Below are 20,663 nucleotides of genomic sequence, written 5' to 3'. Positions count from 1 at the left end.
AAAATTCGCGACAAAATCTCATAATATGTTTAGTAAAATTAACCGATTCATATTTTACTCATTATGTATTAAAGGGGAAATGAAAAAAACTTGGTCAACAGTAGCAGGGTGGTTTAATTAACATGAAAAAAAGTATAAATTTTAATAAAAAAGTTTTTGAATACTATATGACTCTTTATGCTGTAAATGAAATAAGAGTCCACGTAATTGTTCTTGTCCTTTTGGGGGCAGACGTGTTTGTTCTTTTGCCTGCATTCGCGAATCCTTTTCAATTACTCTATGTATATATAGTAACTCCTCCAGTTGTTTTTTTAAATTTGTGGGCGATATGGATTGCTATCAATCCTCGGAAACGACAATTACAATACACTCTATTTCGAGGAGTATATGGCACCATATGTTCAGTCGGATTATTGGTTATAACTCAAAAATATGCTTATGAAGTGTTACAATTACAAACTCCCATCTATTTTATTCTTTCATTTGGTTTGTATAGTTTCGCTTTGTATCATTTTTATAAAAATCATATTGAAAAACTTCAGGAACCAAGAAAAAAATCAAAATCATCGAAAGAAACTGGTGGTGTAAAAGTAGCAGCTATTGCAGCGGGATTGGGGCAGTTAATTGCTAATATAATTCTTAGCATTGCAACACAACAGATGGGGGCAATTGTATTTATGTCTGCATGCACAGTGTTTTCGTTTGCTTTGTTTTATATGATTATAGAACTCCATAAGTATTATTATTTACGTAAGCATATAGAAGATGGAGGGAAAATACGTATAGGCTTTTAAAGAGGATTTGTTGCATTTCAAGTGTATAATTGCATTCTTCTTATGGAAGCCATTCACGAGGCTTATAGCAATAAAAGATGTATAAGTGGAAGATTATATTCTGGTAAAACATCTGAAGGAATGGAAATTAGGTTTGTTCTTATTGATGATAAGATTATAGCTGTTTATCCCGTGTATTAAAGAATGTGAGGTACTCAAAAATGAAAGTAACTAATCAGCCCATAGTTAAAAATGTAAGAAAATATAGAGGTAATTGCTAAGAAGCACTCCCCCTAAGTTTCAGATGAAATTAAATAATTGATTATTTACATTTAAATAATCGACTATTTATGCTTTAATATTTATATGTACAAAATTGGGATAATTAGGGATTTGCATTTAATATGTTTTAAGAAAGGGGAATGTTTTTTATATGGAAACTCCAGAAAATCAATTTAAACGTGCACTTAATCCTTGGTTCTCCATTTGGATAAAACCACGTGATACAATGAAAGAAATTTTTATATCCAAACCTAAGAATGTGTTTTTACTCATTTTACTAGGCTCATTCGTACAGACTTTAGATCGAGCATCTTCTAAAAATGTGGGGGATTCAATAAGTAGTCCAGTTTCAATAATCTCAATGGTTATATTCGGTACCTTCGTTGCTTTCTTAATTTATTATTTTTTGCTACCAGCGTTATTTAATTGGGTGGCAAAAAAACTTGGTGGACAAGGTACATTTGAAAAAACACGTTACTCAGTTGCCTATTCTTATATCCCTTACGTTTATTCTCTTATATTAGTTTGGGTGCCTTCATTTTTCTTGTTTGGGATAGAAAACTTTACGAGTGAGACACCGGAAATGGATAGTAGCATAACTTTAACGATTTTGTTTCTTATTTTTGCCATAATTGATATAGTTATTGGAATTTGGACAATCATTATTTCCTTAAAATGTTTAGGGGAAGCACACCAATTTTCAGCATGGAAAGCATTATTAACAATAATAATATCCTTTATGATTATCATTCTTCCTTTAGTAATAATAGTATTTCTTATAGTAGGGGTTACAATCTTTTAATAATTTATTTGCTTTTTATTTATCCAAACGTTTTCTACTTGCTGTTAGTAATTGTTACAGGGTGAACAGCCACATGATTCGGATGTTCCACTTGGCGAAGCGTATGACCTTTATGATCAAATTGATCGCTCGTTACGGCCTATTTTTCTTATTATCAGTGTTAACAGGAATTTGTGAAGGAAAACTTGAAAATCAAAATATTAAACCATTAAAATCTTAGGGTAGCTGAGTAGATTGTCCTTGTTTGTCCCTTATTTTCCAATTGGAGGCTAATTATTACCAATTGGTTCTGTAGCTCTTATAGAAGAAATTAATCAACCTCTTATGATTTATGGAAGAAAGCAACAACAAGCTGATAATAAATTATGCGATTATGTTTCTTGTCCATATCCTCATGGTAATTTATCAAAAGAATATAATGTGTTTTTTAATCATAATCAAATAATTCATTTATTATTTAAGGGTTTCGAAACAGAGGATGAATTAGAATTAAGAAGTAAATTATCTGAGTTTTAGTGGAAATGGAGAAAATATAATATGGTTTTAGGAATTTCATATTCTGATATTTTTCGTATCATAATTATTGTTTTGGTTTTTTTCATTTTTTGGAGATTGAATACTTGGTATAATAAAAAATATAATGTTCCTAAGGTTTTTCAATGGTTTCCTAGAAGATGGGGAAAAAGAAAAGTTTCAGAGCATTTGTCTCAACTAGATAAAAAGTTAGAAGCTGAAGGTAAAGGTATCTGGGTTACAATCTATGCTATAGATTTGTACATTGTAACTATTCCTTGTACAGTAAAAAAATATAAATCTTAATACATATATGTTTATAAAAAAAGACCTTTTATTTTAAAATAAAAGGTCTTTTTTATGATGATTGAAATAGTAATTTTAAGTGAATTAAATTTGAAATGTATCAAGAATATTATCTTTTTCTTCTTTATTAATTCCAATATATTTCAGGGGGATGTGTGGTGTGCTATGGTTAAGAATTTCTTGTAACATAGCAACATCTTTTGTTTGTTTATAGAACCAATAGCCGAAGGTTTTTCGCATGGTGTGAGTACCAATGGATTCTACATTGGCAAAATCTCCGGCTTTTTGCAATTATCGATAATACGTGTTTTTTCGTCATACAAAAACCCCTACATATAAGTAGAGGTTTTTAAATTATATCTTAATGAATTATGCTTTTTTAGATAAAGCAAATCGAGTTCAGGTAAACGAAGAACATAGAATACATAATTTTAACTAGATTTATTATTAACTAAACTATCCCCACCACCAAGCTCCGCCTCAATCTGCGAAGTCTTCGATGACTCATCCATACGCCAATACGTAATAAAGCTGATTGCAATACATCCAGCTACGTAGAAGTAGAATAGTGATTCCATTCCGATACTCTTTAGCCATAATGCGATGAACTCAGCTGTTCCACCGAATATCGCAACTGTTAGTGCATATGGTAAACCTACGCCAAGTGCGCGAATTTCAGTTGGGAAGAGTTCGGCTTTTACAATTGCGTTAATTGATGTGTAACCAGTAACGATAATGAGGCCGACCATCATGAGTAAAAATGCTACGATTGGTTCTGTCGTTTTTTCCATGAAGAAGAAGATCGGTGCTGTTAGTAACGTTCCGAGAATACCGAAAGCCATTAATAGTGGACGGCGTCCGATTTTATCGGATAGTAGTCCTGCAATCGGTTGAAGTACGACGAATATAAGTAGTGCGACAAAGTTAATCCAGCTTACAACTTCTTTCGGAAGGCCGACTGTGTTTACCATGAACTTTTGTAAATATGTTGTGTACGTATAAAATGCGACAGTGCCGCCTAATGTTAGGCCGACTACTGTTAATACAGCTTTCGGATGTTTCATAAGAGCGCTAATGGTTCCTGCGCTTTCGCGTTTTTGTGATTTTATGTTTGAGAATTGCTCCGACTCATCCATCGTGCGGCGAAGCCATAATACAGCTACTGCGCCCATTGCTCCAATAATGAACGGAATACGCCATCCCCAAGCTTTCATATCTGGTTCGCTTAGTAATTGTTGAAGAACAATTTGAACGCCTAACGCAACCATTTGTCCAGCAACGAGCGTTACATATTGAAAACTTGAATAAAAACCACGGCGGCCACTACTAGCCATTTCAGATAAATATGTTGCGGAAGTCCCATACTCTCCGCCAAGTGATAATCCTTGTAATAAACGGGCAAGAACTAAGATGATCGGCGCCATAATCCCAATGCTTTCGTAACTAGGTGTACAGGCGATAATTAAAGAACCACCGGCCATAACCGTAATGGAAAGAGTTAATGCTGCCCGGCGTCCGTGCCGATCTGCATATCGTCCCATTAGCAAACTGCCGATAGGGCGCATTAAAAATCCAACTGCGAAAATAGCTGCTGTGTTCAGTAATTGACTCGTTGGATCACCTTTAGGAAAGAACTCTGCTGAAAAATAAACAGCAAAAGCAGAGTAAACGTACCAGTCGTACCATTCAATTAAATTGCCGACAGAACCTTTAAAGATATTGCCGGCGACTCGGTTAGATTTTGCTTGAGCCATACTAATTCCTCCTCTTGCTTAGTAATAAAAGGTATATATGAAAGCGTGTTCATTGTATTTGAATTGTACTGTTCTTTATTTTAAATCTCAATATTATGACAATTTTATTCTTTTTGTACTTTATGTACATGGATATTTTTAATAGTTGCTTCATTTTCAGTTTTGTCATAATAATAGAAAAAGGAGATTGATAGTTTTGAATATTTTATCAAAGGATATGAAATATGAAGAAATCACGCAAAGTATCATTGCAAACGAAAATAGTAAGCTTAATTATTACGTTAATTTTATTTGTCGTTCTCCTATTAGCAGGAATATTTGTTTACATTCAGTCCGTTGATACGAAACGTCAAGTGGAACAGCTAGCACTGCAAACGGCTAAATCTCTTTCTTTTATGCCAGCTATAAAAGATGCTTTTCAATATAACGAACATAAAAGTAGCATTCAATCCATTGCGGAACAAGTTCGTGAGCAAGCTGGTGCGGATTATGTAATTGTGGAAGATCGCTATGGGGTTATGTATTCCCATTCTAATTCTGAGTTGATTGGAACAAAGAGTAACAACCCGTATAACTATGAGGCACTCACTTTTGGAGGGTACTATACGCTTGAAGGAAATGGTGAAAGTGGTCTAGCCTTAATGGCAAAGGCACCTATTATTGTTCATAACGAAGACTACGATCAAGTAGTAGGCGTTGTAACAGTAGAGTTTTCAATAAAAGGTATCGAATATAACATATTAAGCAGAACGAAAGAAATTATCCTCTTTTCCTTAGGTGTATTACTAGCTGGAATCATTGGTGGCATTCTTTTAGCACGTAGTATTCGTAAAGATACACTCGGTTTAGAGCCGAATGAAATCGCAGCGCTATACCGGGAACGAAGTGCAATACTACTATCTATAAAAGAAGGAATTATCGCCATTGATCAAAATGGCCTTATCACGATGATGAACACCTCGGCAGAAGGAATGCTGCATGTACATGATGATTATATGCAGCAACACATTTCAAAAGTTTTACCAGAATTTAATATGGAAAGAGTGCTAGAAAACGATCAAGAAATCGCGTTTCAAGATAAAGTGTTTATTTTAAACATGACACCGATACTTGAAAATAACAGTACGGTAGGAGTTGTATGTAGTTTTAGAGATAAAACAGAACTGCAAAACTTAGTGAATACAATATCTGAGGTAAGAAAGTATTCGGAGGACTTACGCGCTCAAACACATGAATTCACAAATAAGCTGTTCGTTTTATCAGGATTACTTCAGCTAGGACATTACAAAGAAGCGATTGAATTTATCCAGCAAGAATCTAACATTCATCAAAGCCAAAACCACATTTTATTCCATCAAATTCACGATGCGAAAGTACAAGCTATTTTATTAGGAAAAATCGGAACAGCGTCTGAGAAGAAAATTGATTTTCATATTGAAGGAGATAGTGCGCTTCATCCGTTACCAGACCATATAAAAGTTTCGCACCTTATTACAATCCTTGGAAACATAATCGACAATGCATTTGATGCGGTGAGTGAACGAGAGGAGAAGAATGTTTCTTTCTTTGTTACGGATATTGGGCATGACATTGTGTTTGAAGTGATAGATAGCGGGATAGGGATACCAGAAGAAAAAATAACGACCATTTTTCAAAAAGGTTTTTCAACGAAAGGAAATGATCGTGGTTACGGACTAGCAAACGTGAAAGAAAAGGTAGATCTACTAGGGGGAACAATTGAAATTCAAAACGAGAAAAATGGGGGAGCTATTTTTACAATTTACCTTCCGAAAACATTGAGAGAAAGTACATGACAAACAGGGGGATGGGCATATGTTGAAGGTTGCAATTGCAGAAGATGATTTTCGCGTCGCGCAAATTCAGGAAGAGTTTTTATTAAAAATAAAGGACGTAAAAGTGATTGGAAAAGCATTGAACGCGAAAGAAACGATGGAACTATTACAAAAGGAAGAAATCGATTTGCTTCTATTAGATAATTATTTACCAGACGGAATCGGCACAGACTTATTACCGAAAATTCATGCTGACTTTCCAAACGTTGACGTCATTATGGTTACAGCGGCAAATGAAAACCATATGCTAGAAAAAGCAATTCGAAACGGCGTAAGTAACTACCTTATAAAACCGGTCACGTTAGAAAAATTTGTTCGCACAATTGAAGACTATAAAAGAAAGAAGCAATTATTACATAGTAACAATGAAGTAAATCAAGCACTCATCGATAACTTTTTCGGCACTTCGCAAATACAAGACATAAAAAACTTACCGACAGGTGTGGATCCGTTAACACTGCAAAAAGTGAAAGGCATTATAAAAGGGTTCGAAGAGGGAATTACAATAGAAGAAATGGGAGAACAAATGGGTGCATCCAGAACAACCGCAAGAAGATATTTAGAATACTTAGTAGCGACAAACGAATGCACAGTAGAGTACACATACGGCATTATCGGACGACCAGAACGAAAATATCGCATAGGACGAGGACTATGAAAAAACGATTATTACTATGTATATGGATCATGACAGGAGTAATAGCTGGTTGTTCCTCGGAGAAATCCGAAACAAATAAAGTAAACATCGACAAAGTAGAAATCGTTGCGCCGAACGTTCAAGGAGCAGGATGGGACTTAACAGCACGAGCGATGCAAAAAACACTGACGGAAGAAAAAATCTTCACAAAACCAATCACTGTCACAAACAAAGTTGGTGGCAGCGGTGATGTCGGATGGAAATATACGAAACAAAAAGGCGGTCACGTACTCGCGATCAACTCAAGCTTACTCATAACGAACAACCTACTAGGCCACAGTAAACTAACATATAAAGACTTCACACCGCTCGCAACACTCGCATCGGACTGGGAAGTCGTTGTCGTCTCAAAAGAATCAAACATAGAAAACGCAAAACAACTCATGGAACAACTAAAACAAGATAAGAAAAACTTCAAAATCGGCGTTGCCCCCGGCCTAGGGAACGACGATCACCTATCCTTCGTACAAGTAAGCAAAGCGTTCGGCATAAACCCTGCCGAACTACAATTCTTCGTCTACGAAAACAAAGAAAAAATCATAAATGCCCTAACGAACAAACAAATCAGCGCCGCAACCATGACCCTATCCGAAGCCGAAAAACAATACAAATCCGGCAAAATAAAAATACTAGCCGTATCCGCACCAAAACGGCTAGACCGACTACCAGAAATCCCAACATGGAAAGAACAAGGAATCAACGTTATCTTCCAGCACTGGAAAGGTATTATGGGTCCGAAAGATATGACAGAGGAAGAGGTTGCTTATTGGGATGGTGTGATTAAACGGATGGTGGAGAGTGATAGTTGGAAGGGGATTTTGAGGGAGCGGGGTTGGAATTCTTATTATAAGGATAGTGGGGAGAGTAGGGGGTTTTTGGAGGAGAGTAGTGGGTGGTATGGGGGGATGGTTAGATTTAGTAATTAACACCCTTCTATTGGTTTGTTTGTAAAAATTAGTATATTCAATGTTAATAATGCTGAATTTTAAGGTATACTTTGGGAGTAGCAAATTAATTAAATGCTAGAGAAGTATTGTAACTAAGATATTTAGGGAGATAGAAAAATGAAAGTAGAAACATATTCTTATAGGTATGCAGAAGAGATTTTGCAACATCCCCGTTTTGAAGCTGCATATAACGAATTGATAATGGTTTGTCGTGATTGCCCTGTTCCAATATACAAGGGGAAATCGGGCAGTCAGTCACAGCTGGAAGTTATACAGCAGATAATGAATACTTATTTTCTTTTGAGATTCGAAGAGCTTGGCTGGGAAAAAGAGCCTCGAGCTACACCGAATACATCTGATGATGCATTACGCTCTGATTTTCGAAAATACTATATTGATCCTGATACAGGAGAAGTTATTCTTAAACTTCAAATTGAAGTTGAGTTTGGTAACGTTGCTTCCAGTTATCGTAACTACTTCAAGTTTCAACTCAGCTTTTCTTATGATTTAACAGATATATGTATTTTAATTGTTCCTTCTTATGAACTTTGTAAGAGAATTGATAGTGGTGTTTCAAATTATGAAAAAACAATAAGGGAAATACCAGCTGCAAAACTATCTGTTACTGTTCCAACACTAGTTATTGGACTTTTTGATGATGGCTCTACAGCCTGGAATGTAAAAGATATTACAGAAGATTTAAAAGTTTTGAAAGGAGCACTAAAAGATACATATCCTCAGCATTGTGAGATAGTGAAAGGATACATAAATGATTTAAAAGTATAAAAGGTTAGGGAAAGTACTTATTTTTATTGGGATTGTTTTTTAAATATTCATCAATTATTAATTATATTATTAGGGATTTCAACTTCAATTAATGTTGGAATAACTAGATAATCGGTCATTAGAGATACTATTTGTAAAATCGTAACAAATTGATAAAAGCAGATATCTTTAGGGATAAAATTGATATCTGCTTTTTATCATGAATGGTAATTTCTTTATAAATTAAATCTTTATGATTTTTTATCAGTAATAATATTAGCTATGTATGAATTATTTAACCAATAACACTGCTTTGTAATTTGCTGGCCATCAGGTAAAGTTACTTTATCGGCACCGTTGCGGGCTTTTGGTCTAATATGCGCGACACCGTTGAAGTTTATTTTTGGTAGGTTATTTGTTTCGACGACTTTATCACCACGTTTTTTATATTCAATTTGAATACCTTCATTTATAACTTTATTAACTTCTTCCCATAGTTCACGTATTTCTTTTTCTATTGTAGGGACAGGCATGTTCCAAAGCTTAATGCCTTTAAAGTAGAGTTTACGGTTTGGGTTTTCTTTTTTTGTTTGGTTAAATTCAAAAATTACGAATAAAAATTTGGTTTGATAGAAGCGTTCTCGAATTTCGCTTTCTTCCCATGATTCGTTTGTCCATTGATGAAAATCAATCGTTTCAAATGACATGCTTTGTTCTGGCTTTCCGTTTGGTTCTAAACGAATTGTTTTGAACTCTATATTGGCTTTTGCAAATTCTTCAATTTTATCGAGTCGAGTTCCTTTAATACCAAGTAAAGAGCTTACTAGTAATGGAACAAAGTTCTTGGTTGTAGGTTTGTACTCGATAGATAATTCTTGAGCGATTTCTTGATCAGTTAAGCCTATGTAATTTTCAAATTTTGAATAAAGGATTTCTTCTAAAGATTTTCCTTTTAGTTCATTTGTTGTTGTAAAACTTACTAGTTCTTCGTTTAGGTGATACCTGCGAACTAGTGCTGTCATATAAGAAGGCTTTAACGAAAAAGCTCTTTGCATTGCTGGAATTTCAGAATGCGGTTGTGAGCGAAGTGAATTTTTATTGGAACCTTTTGTACAAGCTCCTAAATAGTTTGTATCACCTTCAGATAATTCATGTGCTTTGCCGGCACGAATTTTATTTACGATGGTTTCCCAGTCTTGTTTAATTATTTCTAAATCAGCTTCAGGATAGGTGAACAGAAGGCTTTTTGTAATATGAAAATCTTTACGGTCTACGCCAGGTACCCATTCATAGAACATTAGTAGTAGCTTTTCGTTTTTTTTCCAAAAGCTTGATGTCTCAAAATGTGTATGAACTTCTTCCATGTAGTTGATAATATTTAAGACTAGCCGTTCTTTGGCTGATAATGAACCGTTTTTATTTTGTTTAAATGCAGTTACTTTGAGTTCAATACCAAGGTGTTTAAAGTCAGCTTCTGCGTTTGAATTTACTTCATATCCAAAGAAGCTTTCCTCGATTACTTGCCCTAGCCCACCTTTTGATTTTGCATTTGCGAGTCGGTCAGTTGTGTCGATTTCACCAAATGTTTTTCCTTCAGCTTCATGTGCTTTTTTCATTAGTTCTTCTATTGTAGTGTAGTCCATAATAATCTCCTTTCTGTATCCAGTGCTGCGGTGTATGATTTTAAACAATACATATTAAAGTTATGCTATAATAAAAAGCTGTTTCAAATTTATATAAGTAAAATTTATAAGAGGGAAAAGACAGTTTATATTATTAGATAACAGTTATATTGAATTTATTCAATATGAGTTATGTCCTTTATAATATTGATAAAGTGCGAACAATTTTCTTAATTGGTACAAGCCAAACAAGGAAATACAAAAAAGTACGGTTCTTGAAATGTTATAGTTGATCTTTTCCTCACTTTTTATTATAATGAAGCATAGATAAATAAAATACCGAAAGGATGTTCGTGTATTTATGGTGAAAGTAGTAGAACTTTTCGCGGGAGTAGGAGGTTTTAGATTAGGACTAGAAGCAAACGAAAACTTTGAAGTTCTTTGGGGAAACCAGTGGGAGCCCTCAACTAAAGCACAACATGCATTTAATTGTTATGCAACTCGCTTTGAAAATAAAGGAATACATGTAAATAGAGATATAGCGGAAGCTTGGCCGGAAATACCTGAGCATGATTTATTAGTAGGAGGATTCCCTTGCCAGGACTATTCTGTAGCACGTACTTTATCGAATGAAAAAGGAATACAAGGGAAAAAAGGTGTTCTTTTTTGGGAGATAATGAATATAGTTAATTCTCGAAAGCCAAGATTTGTTTTGTTAGAGAATGTAGATAGATTATTGAAGTCACCTGCAAAACAAAGAGGTCGTGATTTTTCTATTATGCTGGCTAGCTTTAGAGATGCAGGTTATGTAGTGGAATGGAGAGTCATTAACGCTGCTGATTATGGAAATTCTCAAAGAAGACGAAGAGTATTTATTTTTGCGTATTTAAAAGAATCTCATTTCACATCTGTTCAAAGTAAAATGAAGCCTTTAGAGATATTGTGTGAAAATGGATTCTTCGCTCCGATTTTTAAAGTGCATGAAGCGCCTGAGGAAAACAAAAAAAGAGGGCAATTTGAGTTGCCGGTCGATATTATTGAGGTTTCTGATACATTTAAAGCTGAATACTATAATTCTGGCGTAATGATGGATGGACAAGTATATACGGAAGAATTAGTTCCAGTAACTGAAAGTCCAGAGACTTTAGGTGAAGTTGTTCAAAAAGTATATGATAAATTTGGTCCTGCAGATGAATCATATTATTTGAAAATGGATAAGGTTAACAAAAAGGGAAGAACGGAATTTGAGGAACTTAAGTACCTTAAAGGACCTAAAAAAGAAGAAAGAGTATCAAAGGCGACGGGGCATAAATATTTCTATTCTGAGGGAGGAATGGCTTTCCCGGATGATTTAAATAAGCCTGGACGTACAATGTTAACAAGTGAAGGAACATGTAATAGGAGTTCACATGTAATCGAAGATCCTTATACAAAAAGACTAAGATATTTAACACCAGTTGAATGTGAATTGTTAAATGGCTTCCCGATGGACTGGACGAATACAGGAATGCCACAAAGAAACAGATACTTTTGTATGGGAAATGCTTTAGTGGTTGATTTGGTGAAGCAAATGGGTCAAAGGATTTTAGAGATTAACGAAGAAGAAGAGAAGATGGATAGTATTGTGCAGTTGAGTTTATTTTAATAAATGAAGAAAGGAGTATAGTGAATTAGTTCACTATACTTTTTTTTGTAAAGAATAAATGTACGAAGCGGATAAATAGAATTGAGAGAGTGTATTTCGAGAAAATGGAGGGTTATTTTTATTTTGGTCCTACGAAGCCAGAAGAAAATCAAGAACAATAAAAAAGCACTCTATTAGAGTGCTTTTTTATTATCTAAAATATCACATGTCAGATTAAATATATTTAACAGGAAATCATAAACAAATTATTAATGATAATTAATAATTTGAAAAAACATCATAGAATGTATATTTATAGGTATTTAGACGTGAAGTTAAAATAAAGCATTGTAATTCTTTATTTTGCATAACCGTTCTGTACAATTTTTATGGCTCCAGATTCAATAGAAGGATTTCTCTATATTTAGATTTCTGATTCAGAAACATTTTTTTCTACGTACATTTCGAGAGCATTTTCATTAGCGATGGTAAGAGAAACAACCTGCAAAGAATGGAAATTCAAAATTATTATAGTTGATGGTAATAAAAAATACGATTTTACTTTCAGTATGTACTTTGTTACTCCTATATGTTATTTAGAAATTAAATATTGATTAATAGTCATAGTTAATTACGACTTAAAGTATATGCTTTCATATGCTATTTTAAAATTGACGTTTTTCACATCGTTATATAGCACTTAATAAAGTTTAATTTGAATTCAAAGACAATTCTATAGATTCATTGTTGAGCCAGATAGCTACTATGGATTTGAGATAAAATAGGATTGTCTAAGCTGGATTTACATTACTTTGAAAATAGATTAACCAGATATTATTTTTCAAAATAAAAAGGAGGTGATGGGAAAATATCACCTCCTTTTCTTATTAATAATTTTAGCTAAAAACATTAATTAAAATATATTAACTGTGTCTATAACGTTTCATAATGTTTATTTTCTATATCAAAAACCTATCAAATATTTTCTTTTAATATCTTCCCGAAAAAATCATTTGTATATTACCTTAAATCAGGTATGCTTTTTAGTCTATTCTCTCTTTATTTAGGTTTAATCTCTATTTTTAAATCTAATCCATCTAATATTTTAAGCAAAGTATCTATATTGTAATTATTAGCACTCGTAACTCTTATAATTTGAGGGTGTTTCAACCCTATATTTTTACCTAAGTTTCTAATTGATAAGTTTTTTTCTTTTAAAGCTTCTTTTATTACTTCTGTTATTTCAAGCTTAGGCTCTGATATTGAATAATACTCTTTAGGAACATCCATGAATTCGGAGATATCATACTCTTTGCTATCCTCTTTCATATATTTTAATCCACTCCTTTAATTAAATTTCTTTCATTCTTTCCAATACATCCGATTCAGCTCCACTCCATTTCTGTAACTTCCTTTATCAAGCAATTATATTCTAATCCATACGAGAGTTTTTTAGGGTGTCACTGCCAGAGAAGGATTAAAATCCTTCTCTTTTAGCAACACGTTCTGCAGTATCTAAATCTCGTTTTGTAATAGGTTTGGTTGTTTTTCTAAACATATGTAACAGCGCATATTGCGGCGGATTAGTTTTATGAGAAATCTTTTTAAACAAAATCCGCCACTCTGTTTTGGATTTATCTTTAAATTTCATTTCCCAAATTTTATCTCTATGTGTCATTTCAATTCGCCCCTGCAAATGATCATTATTTGTTCCATTAGCATTTAACAAAAATAATGATTCTCTTACCTTCACTTTTACCTCCTCACTTGGAGCATTGATCATTGCTAATACCGCTTCTGCAAAAACGAGATTCGGATACTGAGTAATACGTTTTTTCCCCATATTCTCAGTCTCCTCTGTATGGAATTTTTATAGTAATTCTTTTTGATGGTAACATACATGTTACCAAAGGTCAAAGAGGAAAACCTCTGACTTTATCAAATTCAAATATTCCCACATACCAACTTTTCGTCTTCAACGCACTCATTTATGTAGAAGTACCTGAAAAATATCTTACATTTATAAACCTATACATAAAAAGGTCTGAAATTCACCAAAAGATGGCTATGTGATAAGATGTTTTCTTTTTTTAGTATCAATGTAGCTATAATTAAAGTCTTTCTTATATGTGTCGCGGAAGGATTTTTATAAGCAATAATGTACTACTTCGCTGATATTATTATAAAGAGAAGATCTAAAATTACTGCTGTTGATTAATGGTGACATATATAAAGTATAAAATGTTTTTTAGACACCTAGCAGTCACGAAGGGTGTCTTTTTTCTATATAAAAGAAACTTTGAAAGTGTAATTCTCTTAGAGAATTATTAGTACATTTAAGTTTCAAATTAATATCAAAGAATTAATCAATAAATCTATGAAAAATTGCTATAATAAGGATGATGATAAATTTTGGAAATGTAAAATGATTAGAGTTATATAAAAGGGGCTGAGTAAGTTGGACATTGAAGAATTGTTTCTTAAGCAGGCTGCAGTAGGTGAAGATTTTAATTATAAGGTTCTTTATAACGATAGTAGAGGAGCGGTTTATAAGGATGAATATAAGTCTTTGATTAGGGAGGCTATCGAAAAGAATTTTATAGCAATAGAGAAATTTATTATTGCTGAAAATGTTCAAGAGGAACTTTACCAAATAATTGAGACAAAAGGGGTTCAATATACCTTGATTGAATGTTTAAAGAATTATCATAGTGAATCTGACTCTATAATTACTCCACTAATTTACTTATTAAAGAAGTTAGACCCAAAATTTACACTGGAGATTAATGAAGAAGGGTTGAAAATTGTTTCTAAGTTAGTCGACGTTGAGATTCGTCCAAGAATTGATGGTAAGAATGCTGAGCCGAGAATATATTTTCCTAATGAAAAAGTTGCAATTACTTCAACAAATGATAATGTTGAAAATTTAGGGGATATTTTAGCAATTAGAGGTGTAAAAATCTATATTATAGGTACTGATAATCGTTCGAATTTAATTTATGCGTATAAAATAAACAGGTATGATAGATATTTTGATGTAGCAGAGGGGTATAAGAATAAATTAAGGTCGGAATTGCTTGATAATATATTTGCTAATAACTAATTATTAAATTTATATAAAATTGGGTGAAGAATATGAAGAAATTAGATAAAGATTATGTTTGGGAATGCGATTATGGTATAAGAAAACCATTAATCCCAGCTTTGAAAGAGTTGTTAAGTGAACAAGATGCGACATCTCTTCAGATGGTAAATTTATTGACCAATTCAATTCCATATAATTTAGAATTTTATATTGTATTAAGTTACGATAATCCTCAGGAAGACCATATTGAGGTTATGAAAAATTTGATGCTAGGAGAAGGTTTGCGTTATCGTCCAGATATTACATTCCATGAATTACAGCAAGAGATAGGTAATAGAAGATTTAATAGTCAAACTTTAGTTGGAGAGTGTGATGTAGAAAAGGCGATGAAAAGTGAATTTCTATTCCCATTTGCTGAGAAAAGTGAAATAGAAAAGCTAGGTTATATTATAGATAAACCACTTGGAAATCAAATGCCTATTTTTTTAAGTCACTCTTCTAAAAATAAAAGTGAGGTTGAAGATTTAATTCCTTACATCAATGGTGCTGGATTACCTGTATGGTTTGATAAAGTAAATATTGATTATGGTGAATCTATTGTCAAGGCAATTCAAAAAGGAATTAAACAGTCGACAGGAGTTATTTTTTGGATTACAAATGATTTTATTAATTCTAATTGGTGCGATTTAGAGCTAAATAAATTTGCAAATAGATACGCTTCAAAACGGGATGTATTAACCATTGCTGTGGTTCATCAAGATGTTGATATAGAAAAAATAGACTTTTTATTCGATGATATTAAGTATTTAAAACGTACAAATGAAGATTTAGAAACAATAGCTAAAGAGATAATTCCTACATTAAAAAGATATATGGAGAGTATAAAATAAGGTGTTTATAAAAGGAGAAATTGAATTCCCCTCTCTTTATACCCAAAGAAGAAAACAATATAAAAGAAACAATAAAGCAGTTTAACAGCCAGTTAAACTGCTTTTCCATTATAATAGAAGAAAAACCTAACGGAGGAAACCCACATGCTAACCTACAACAAACTAATCCGAAACAAAATCCCACAAATAATAAAATCCAACGGAAAAACACCCACAACTAGAATCCTAAACGAAGATGAATACATAGAGGAACTCTGCAAAAAAACACAAGAAGAACTAACCGAATATCTAGAAGCAGACACAAAAGAACATAAACTAGAAGAACTATCCGATCTCCTAGAACTAATCAACGCCCTAGCCGAACACGAGGGCTCAACACTAGAAGAAATCAACAACATCCGAAAAAAGAAAGCAGAAGAACGAGGTGGCTTTTCAGATCGAGTGTTTCTAATTGAAGTAACCGATAATTAGCCCCTCCTAAGCCCCTTACAAGCCCCTACCAAGTAATAAATCACTAAGAAAAAGCATAACAAAACAAAAACACCAACAAACACCGTAGTAGGAGTCGAAAAAAAATTTGAAATAACACGCCAAAAACCCGGCCCTCCTTCCTATATATAGTACAAAGAGGAATTTTTCATTTTTGAATTAGGACGGGAGGAATTGGGATGGCGGTATATCGTACTGTGCAGGTGAATTTTTGGCAGGATGATTTTGTTTTGGATTTGACGCCGGAGGAGCGGTATTTTTATGTGTACTTATTAACTTGTTCGAAGACGACGCAGTGTGGGATTTTTCCTTTTCCGAAGCGGTTAGCTGAGATGGAGACGGGTTATAATCGAGAGACTGTTGATAAGCTTGTGCAGCGCTTCATTGATTATGGGAAGATTCTTTATGATGCGGATACTCGGGAGTTATTCGTTTTAAATTGGCTTCGTTATAATCCGGTGACGAATACGAATGTGGAGAAGTGTGTGCTTCGTGAGCTTAAGGGTGTGAAGAATAAGGAGTTTGTACATATGTTTCTTCAGAAGTGCGTTGAGGAAGAGCTGAATGTTCCGATGCTGTTAGCGCATTTCGGCATGCCGAGTGATTTGGCTGTGGATGATGTCGAGCCAGTTTGCGAGGAGACAGAGGAAGAAGAGGTTATAGAGGAGGAAACGGGACGTCGCGTGTTTTCTTTTTATGAGGAGCATTTCGGTAGTTTGTCTCCGCATACTGTGGAGGAACTGAGTGCGTGGATGGAAGATTTGTCAGAGGAGCTTGTGCTGAAGGCTCTTCAAATTGCGTTTGAGAATAATAAGCGGACGGTTGCTTATGTGAAGGGGATTTTGAGAGGGTGGCACGGGAAAGGATTTACGAAAGTGTGTGAGGTTGAGGCGGATACGGCGAGCTTTCGGAAGAAGGAGTCGTCTGTTAGTACGGGGGAGACGGAGGAGTTTTTGGCGAGGTGTGAGGAGTGGGAGAAGAATGCGCCGTCTGAGGAAGAGTTGCAGCGCTTTTTAGCGGAGCGCGGGTGGCGGCCATGAGTATTCAAAATGTGGAGGCGGAAAAGACGGTGTTAGGTTCTCTATTAATTGATGGAGAGCTTATTAAGGAGTGCCGTTTGACGGAGCAGTATTTTTCTCTGTCAGTGCACAAGTCTATATTTCAGTTAATGCGGAAAATGGAAGAAGAGGGGCAACCGATTGATCTTGTGACGTTCATTTCTAGGGTAGATCCGAAGTTTTTAGAGGGGATCGGGGGAATGGAATATTTTATAGGGTTAATGGATGGTGTGCCTACAATTGCTAACTTCTCTTATTATGAGGGGCTTGTTCGAGGTGCCTGGAAAATGTATCAGGCGGGTGTTCTCGGGCACAAGATGGGAGAGCGTCTTATTACGGAGAAGAATGAGAAAATTATTGGTGAGACGATTACGGCACTTTGTGAGTTAGAGGAAAAGGACTGTGTATGTGAGTTTGATTTGAAGGATGCGCTAGTTGATTTATATGAAGAGCTTCATCAAGATGCGAAAGAGATTACTGGTATTGAGACTGGTTATACATCGCTAAATAAAATGACGTGCGGATTGCAGGAAGGTGATTTTGTCGTTCTTGGTGCGCGTCCTTCGATGGGGAAGACTGCGTTTGCCCTAAATGTTGGACTGCATGCGGCGAAGTCTGGAGTGGCGGTTGGATTGTTTTCGTTAGAGATGGGTAGTAAGCAATTGTTAAAAAGGATGGCGTCTTGCATAGCTGAAGTGTCAGGAGGTAGGCTGAAAAATCCGAAGCATCGTTTTGCGATAGAGGACTGGGAAAAGGTGAGTAAGGCGTTTGCGGAAATCGGGGAATTACCATTTGAGATTTACGATAACGCAGGTGTTGCGGTGCAAGATATTTGGATGCAAACTCGTAAGTTAAAGAGGAAGCATGGTGATAAGAAGGTTTTAGTTATTGTAGATTACTTGCAGCTTATTACGGGCGATCCGAAGCATAAGGGAAATCGATTTCAAGAGATTAGTGAGATTTCTCGTAAGCTTAAGTTATTAGCGCGGGAATTAAATGTTTGTGTAGTAGCATTGTCACAATTATCTCGTTCGGTAGAAGCACGGCAAGATAAGCGCCCTCTTTTATCTGATTTAAGAGAGACAGGACAAATTGAGCAAGATGCGGATGTTATTATGCTTATGTATCGCGAGGATTATTATGATAAGGAAACGGTGCAGAAAGAGATGACGGAGATTCATGTGGCAAAGCATCGGAATGGGCCTGTGGGGAGTTTTAAATTGAGGTTTTTGAAGGAGTTTGGGCAGTTTGTGGAGGGGGTAAAGTAGTGAAAGGGCAAGTTGTTTTGAAAATAGTATCTGCATGTGAACCAAAGTTGTAATGCTAATTTCATAAGTTATATAATAAAGAAAATGGTAACTAATAGTTAAGGGGGATTAGCTATTGGCAGGGAATGATATTTCTTATCATAATAAAGATATTCTTATGAAGTTTTTAAGTGAATGTTATAGGGATAAAGGGCTTGAAGCATATGGATTAAAAGGCTTTCCAAAAATAAAAGAGCTGTTATTAAATGAATTCTCGAGAGTTCGTGCAGATCAAAGGCGCTCAGATACTTTATTTGAAATGGAAGATGGTTCAATTTTAATGTTAGAGTATGAAAGTAATACCCGTTTCCTTGAAAACCATTTGAAGTATATGGATTATGCAAATCAAATTATGTATCGTTATTATAATAAGAATAAAGAGTTACCGGATATTCGAATCGTGGTTATTTATACAAGTGAGGTAATGAATCCAATAGAAGAAATAGATGTATCTAGTATACGTTTAAATTCCAAAGCGGTTTTACTAAGCGAATATAATGGTGATGCTATCCTTCAAAAGGTTATTAAAAAAATGGAAGAAGGAAAATCTTTGACGGATGAAGAAACCATGAAATTGATACTTGTACCACTTATGCATAGCAGAGAAAAAAGACAAATTTTAATTGAGAAGACGATAGAAGTAGCAAAATGTATCTCCGATGAGCAAGAACAAATTCAAGTTATTGCCGGAATTCTTGTAGCTACAGATAAATTTATTGATGAAGACTACGCGAAAAAAGTAAAGGAGTGGTTACGGATGACAAAAGTGGGCCGTTTATATGAACAGGAGAAGCAAGAAGAAATTGATAAAGCCCTTTCGGCAGCTGGAATGCTCTTTAAAGGAATGAGTATAGAGGAAGTGGCTAAGAAATTAGATGTAACAATTGAAAAGGTGAAAGAGTGGGAGAAGCGTTTATCTCATTAATCGCTGCATTAATGGGAATATTTTGCAAAGGGAAAATGGCAGTGTCTGTATAAATTTATATAAAAATAGCCGACTATTATGTAATAGTTGGCTATTTTTATAAGGAGAAGTTGTTAGGTTTAATACGCAAACTTTTTGATTTGCTCTTCAATATACTCCTTATTTCCCCATAAAGAAAGATCTTCTCTCCGCAGTGATCCATTGCTGCAAGTCATCTTGGCTACGTCGGACAAGTCGATTCACTAAAACATCATGCCATACGTAATCCTCTAATAAGTATATATGAACGGGGTCATCTGTATAAAAAGCAATATTACGCTCTTCAAGTGATGGTCCATAAATCATCTCTTTAGAATCTATCGATAAAATAAACCAATGTTCTGTAGACAAGGTTTCTGTATAAGGTGTTATGCGATGGGCTTCTAGATTTTTAATTGGATTTTCAACATGCAGGGTAATACCTTGTATTGTAACTTTATCAGCTACTTCAGATAGATCTTCTTTTAACGCTTCATACATCTCATCCCACATTGAAATGACAATACGTCGTTCTGCTTTTTTTATTAATGCCTGACAATAGCTAATGATTGTTTGATTGTCTTTTAAAGTAATCACTCGATTATCCGTTTTTTCCTCGGAAGTTTCTAGTTTTTTTAATGAATCACTTATTCCTTCATAAGTAGACTGCCATTCTGTTTGCGCCTTCTGTAAAAAGATTTCAACAGGTAGAGGTGAATAGCGAGTGGTGTCATTTATTTCTTCCTTCATGACAATTCCTTTTTCTACAAGGTTACCTAAAATCTCATAAATTCGCGCTCTTGGGACACCCGAATCTTTACTCACTTGGTAGGCTGTGACAGGCCCTTGTTTAACAAGAGATACATAAGATTTAGCTTCATATTCATTGAAACCAATTTTTTTAAGCTGTTGCACTATGTAGTCCACTTTTTTCGTCCTCCGATGTTTGCATT

The 20,663-nt window shown here is 34.6% G+C and carries 21 protein-coding genes and 1 pseudogene; 16 read left to right on the top strand and 6 right to left on the bottom strand.

The annotated features are described in order from the left end of the window. Nucleotides 1–122: 122 nt before the first annotated feature. From MR160_RS15425 to MR160_RS15405, 5 genes are all read left to right on the top strand, one after another. Nucleotides 123–794, top strand: coding sequence for a hypothetical protein (locus tag MR160_RS15425; RefSeq protein WP_242297677.1), 672 nt, complete (start codon nucleotides 123–125; stop codon nucleotides 792–794). 412 nt (nucleotides 795–1,206) lie between these two features. Next, nucleotides 1,207–1,857, top strand: a complete 651-nt coding sequence (locus tag MR160_RS15420) for a Yip1 family protein (RefSeq protein ID WP_000449709.1) — start codon at nucleotides 1,207–1,209, stop codon at nucleotides 1,855–1,857. A 73-nt stretch (nucleotides 1,858–1,930) separates the two neighbouring features. Continuing rightward, nucleotides 1,931–2,077, top strand: a complete 147-nt coding sequence (locus MR160_RS15415) for a hypothetical protein (RefSeq protein WP_000620647.1) — start codon at nucleotides 1,931–1,933, stop codon at nucleotides 2,075–2,077. Between the two features lie 104 nt (nucleotides 2,078–2,181). Continuing rightward, nucleotides 2,182–2,373: a DUF4176 domain-containing protein gene (locus MR160_RS15410; RefSeq protein WP_000639126.1), complete on the top strand. Its 192-nt coding sequence runs from the start codon at nucleotides 2,182–2,184 to the stop codon at nucleotides 2,371–2,373. A 21-nt stretch (nucleotides 2,374–2,394) separates the two neighbouring features. Continuing rightward, nucleotides 2,395–2,676 (top strand): hypothetical protein, encoded by a 282-nt coding sequence (locus MR160_RS15405; RefSeq protein WP_000242739.1) that lies wholly within the window; start codon nucleotides 2,395–2,397, stop codon nucleotides 2,674–2,676. Nucleotides 2,677–2,760: 84 nt separating this feature from the next. Here the strand turns inward: MR160_RS15405 and MR160_RS15400 are convergent. Continuing rightward, nucleotides 2,761–2,967: pseudogene (locus MR160_RS15400) on the bottom strand (tyrosine-type recombinase/integrase); the annotation flags it as partial. 140 nt (nucleotides 2,968–3,107) lie between these two features. Next, nucleotides 3,108–4,430, bottom strand: coding sequence for an MFS transporter (locus MR160_RS15395; RefSeq protein WP_000035834.1), 1,323 nt, complete (start codon nucleotides 4,428–4,430; stop codon nucleotides 3,108–3,110). A 224-nt stretch (nucleotides 4,431–4,654) separates the two neighbouring features. On the opposite strand from MR160_RS15395, the gene MR160_RS15390 reads away from it, so the two are divergent. The 4 genes from MR160_RS15390 to MR160_RS15375 all read left to right on the top strand — a co-directional run bounded on the left by MR160_RS15390 (nucleotide 4,655) and on the right by MR160_RS15375 (nucleotide 8,713). Continuing rightward, nucleotides 4,655–6,244 (top strand): ATP-binding protein, encoded by a 1,590-nt coding sequence (locus MR160_RS15390; RefSeq protein ID WP_242297675.1) that lies wholly within the window; start codon nucleotides 4,655–4,657, stop codon nucleotides 6,242–6,244. Nucleotides 6,245–6,263: 19 nt separating this feature from the next. Then, nucleotides 6,264–6,941: a response regulator gene (locus MR160_RS15385; RefSeq protein ID WP_000921512.1), complete on the top strand. Its 678-nt coding sequence runs from the start codon at nucleotides 6,264–6,266 to the stop codon at nucleotides 6,939–6,941. Beyond that, nucleotides 6,938–7,906, top strand: coding sequence for a tripartite tricarboxylate transporter substrate binding protein (locus MR160_RS15380; protein WP_242297673.1), 969 nt, complete (start codon nucleotides 6,938–6,940; stop codon nucleotides 7,904–7,906). The genes MR160_RS15385 and MR160_RS15380 overlap by 4 nt, the downstream gene beginning before the upstream one ends. A gap of 138 nt (nucleotides 7,907–8,044) precedes the next feature. After that, nucleotides 8,045–8,713 (top strand): BglII/BstYI family type II restriction endonuclease, encoded by a 669-nt coding sequence (locus MR160_RS15375; RefSeq protein WP_061660999.1) that lies wholly within the window; start codon nucleotides 8,045–8,047, stop codon nucleotides 8,711–8,713. A gap of 230 nt (nucleotides 8,714–8,943) precedes the next feature. On the opposite strand, the gene MR160_RS15370 is transcribed toward MR160_RS15375, so the two are convergent. After that, a complete protein-coding gene (locus MR160_RS15370) occupies nucleotides 8,944–10,335 on the bottom strand; it encodes a Sau3AI family type II restriction endonuclease (protein WP_061661000.1) in 1,392 nt (463 codons plus the stop codon). A gap of 340 nt (nucleotides 10,336–10,675) precedes the next feature. Here MR160_RS15370 and dcm point away from each other — a divergent pair, with 340 nt between their 5' ends. Further along, nucleotides 10,676–11,959, top strand: coding sequence for a DNA (cytosine-5-)-methyltransferase (gene dcm, locus MR160_RS15365; protein WP_000241631.1), 1,284 nt, complete (start codon nucleotides 10,676–10,678; stop codon nucleotides 11,957–11,959). A gap of 1,038 nt (nucleotides 11,960–12,997) precedes the next feature. Here dcm and MR160_RS15360 read toward each other — a convergent pair. After that, entirely contained in the window at nucleotides 12,998–13,267 is a 270-nt protein-coding gene (locus MR160_RS15360) for a helix-turn-helix domain-containing protein (RefSeq protein WP_098899998.1), read from the bottom strand. Nucleotides 13,268–13,415: 148 nt separating this feature from the next. Then, on the bottom strand, nucleotides 13,416–13,781 hold the full coding sequence (locus MR160_RS15355) for a type II toxin-antitoxin system RelE/ParE family toxin (RefSeq protein WP_061660155.1): 366 nt from the start codon (nucleotides 13,779–13,781) through the stop codon (nucleotides 13,416–13,418). A 615-nt stretch (nucleotides 13,782–14,396) separates the two neighbouring features. Here MR160_RS15355 and MR160_RS15350 point away from each other — a divergent pair. From MR160_RS15350 to MR160_RS15325, 6 genes are all read left to right on the top strand, one after another. After that, nucleotides 14,397–15,041 carry a hypothetical protein gene (locus tag MR160_RS15350; protein ID WP_061660156.1) on the top strand — a complete coding sequence of 215 codons (645 nt, stop codon included), beginning with the start codon at nucleotides 14,397–14,399 and terminating at the stop codon, nucleotides 15,039–15,041. A gap of 32 nt (nucleotides 15,042–15,073) precedes the next feature. Continuing rightward, nucleotides 15,074–15,913 carry a toll/interleukin-1 receptor domain-containing protein gene (locus MR160_RS15345; RefSeq protein WP_061660157.1) on the top strand — a complete coding sequence of 280 codons (840 nt, stop codon included), beginning with the start codon at nucleotides 15,074–15,076 and terminating at the stop codon, nucleotides 15,911–15,913. A 144-nt stretch (nucleotides 15,914–16,057) separates the two neighbouring features. After that, nucleotides 16,058–16,384, top strand: coding sequence for a nucleoside triphosphate pyrophosphohydrolase (locus MR160_RS15340; RefSeq protein WP_098900000.1), 327 nt, complete (start codon nucleotides 16,058–16,060; stop codon nucleotides 16,382–16,384). A gap of 197 nt (nucleotides 16,385–16,581) precedes the next feature. Further along, nucleotides 16,582–17,442: a DnaD domain-containing protein gene (locus MR160_RS15335; RefSeq protein WP_000312179.1), complete on the top strand. Its 861-nt coding sequence runs from the start codon at nucleotides 16,582–16,584 to the stop codon at nucleotides 17,440–17,442. Then, nucleotides 17,439–18,728: a replicative DNA helicase gene (gene dnaB, locus MR160_RS15330; protein WP_242297671.1), complete on the top strand. Its 1,290-nt coding sequence runs from the start codon at nucleotides 17,439–17,441 to the stop codon at nucleotides 18,726–18,728. The genes MR160_RS15335 and dnaB overlap by 4 nt, the downstream gene beginning before the upstream one ends. 115 nt (nucleotides 18,729–18,843) lie before the next feature. After that, a complete protein-coding gene (locus tag MR160_RS15325; protein WP_000908107.1) occupies nucleotides 18,844–19,692 on the top strand; it encodes an RpnC/YadD family protein in 849 nt (282 codons plus the stop codon). A 159-nt stretch (nucleotides 19,693–19,851) separates the two neighbouring features. Here the strand turns inward: MR160_RS15325 and MR160_RS15320 are convergent, their stop codons facing one another. Next, the gene (locus tag MR160_RS15320; RefSeq protein WP_000384618.1) at nucleotides 19,852–20,637 is read right to left on the bottom strand and encodes a TrmB family transcriptional regulator; all 786 of its coding nucleotides are present in this window, start codon (nucleotides 20,635–20,637) and stop codon (nucleotides 19,852–19,854) included. Between the last annotated feature and the right edge of the window lie 26 nt (nucleotides 20,638–20,663).

Origin of the sequence: Bacillus cereus group sp. BfR-BA-01382 (assembly GCF_022663475.1) — a bacterium.
In the GTDB taxonomy this organism is placed as follows: Bacteria; Bacillota; Bacilli; order Bacillales; family Bacillaceae_G; genus Bacillus_A; species Bacillus_A thuringiensis_S.
This window is presented reverse-complemented; position numbering and strand designations above follow the sequence as displayed.

Coding starts and splice junctions, on each gene's coding strand:
- MR160_RS15360 (WP_098899998.1), bottom strand. CDS start 13,267: ATGAAAGAGGATAGCAAAGAGTATGATATCTCCGAATTCATGGATGTT.
- dnaB (WP_242297671.1), top strand. CDS start 17,439: ATGAGTATTCAAAATGTGGAGGCGGAAAAGACGGTGTTAGGTTCTCTA.
- MR160_RS15375 (WP_061660999.1), top strand. CDS start 8,045: ATGAAAGTAGAAACATATTCTTATAGGTATGCAGAAGAGATTTTGCAA.
- MR160_RS15420 (WP_000449709.1), top strand. CDS start 1,207: ATGGAAACTCCAGAAAATCAATTTAAACGTGCACTTAATCCTTGGTTC.
- MR160_RS15380 (WP_242297673.1), top strand. CDS start 6,938: ATGAAAAAACGATTATTACTATGTATATGGATCATGACAGGAGTAATA.
- MR160_RS15345 (WP_061660157.1), top strand. CDS start 15,074: ATGAAGAAATTAGATAAAGATTATGTTTGGGAATGCGATTATGGTATA.
- dcm (WP_000241631.1), top strand. CDS start 10,676: ATGGTGAAAGTAGTAGAACTTTTCGCGGGAGTAGGAGGTTTTAGATTA.
- MR160_RS15340 (WP_098900000.1), top strand. CDS start 16,058: ATGCTAACCTACAACAAACTAATCCGAAACAAAATCCCACAAATAATA.
- MR160_RS15410 (WP_000639126.1), top strand. CDS start 2,182: ATGATTTATGGAAGAAAGCAACAACAAGCTGATAATAAATTATGCGAT.
- MR160_RS15425 (WP_242297677.1), top strand. CDS start 123: ATGAAAAAAAGTATAAATTTTAATAAAAAAGTTTTTGAATACTATATG.
- MR160_RS15370 (WP_061661000.1), bottom strand. CDS start 10,335: ATGGACTACACTACAATAGAAGAACTAATGAAAAAAGCACATGAAGCT.
- MR160_RS15335 (WP_000312179.1), top strand. CDS start 16,582: ATGGCGGTATATCGTACTGTGCAGGTGAATTTTTGGCAGGATGATTTT.
- MR160_RS15390 (WP_242297675.1), top strand. CDS start 4,655: ATGAAGAAATCACGCAAAGTATCATTGCAAACGAAAATAGTAAGCTTA.
- MR160_RS15355 (WP_061660155.1), bottom strand. CDS start 13,781: ATGGGGAAAAAACGTATTACTCAGTATCCGAATCTCGTTTTTGCAGAA.
- MR160_RS15415 (WP_000620647.1), top strand. CDS start 1,931: ATGATTCGGATGTTCCACTTGGCGAAGCGTATGACCTTTATGATCAAA.
- MR160_RS15405 (WP_000242739.1), top strand. CDS start 2,395: ATGGTTTTAGGAATTTCATATTCTGATATTTTTCGTATCATAATTATT.
- MR160_RS15385 (WP_000921512.1), top strand. CDS start 6,264: ATGTTGAAGGTTGCAATTGCAGAAGATGATTTTCGCGTCGCGCAAATT.
- MR160_RS15395 (WP_000035834.1), bottom strand. CDS start 4,430: ATGGCTCAAGCAAAATCTAACCGAGTCGCCGGCAATATCTTTAAAGGT.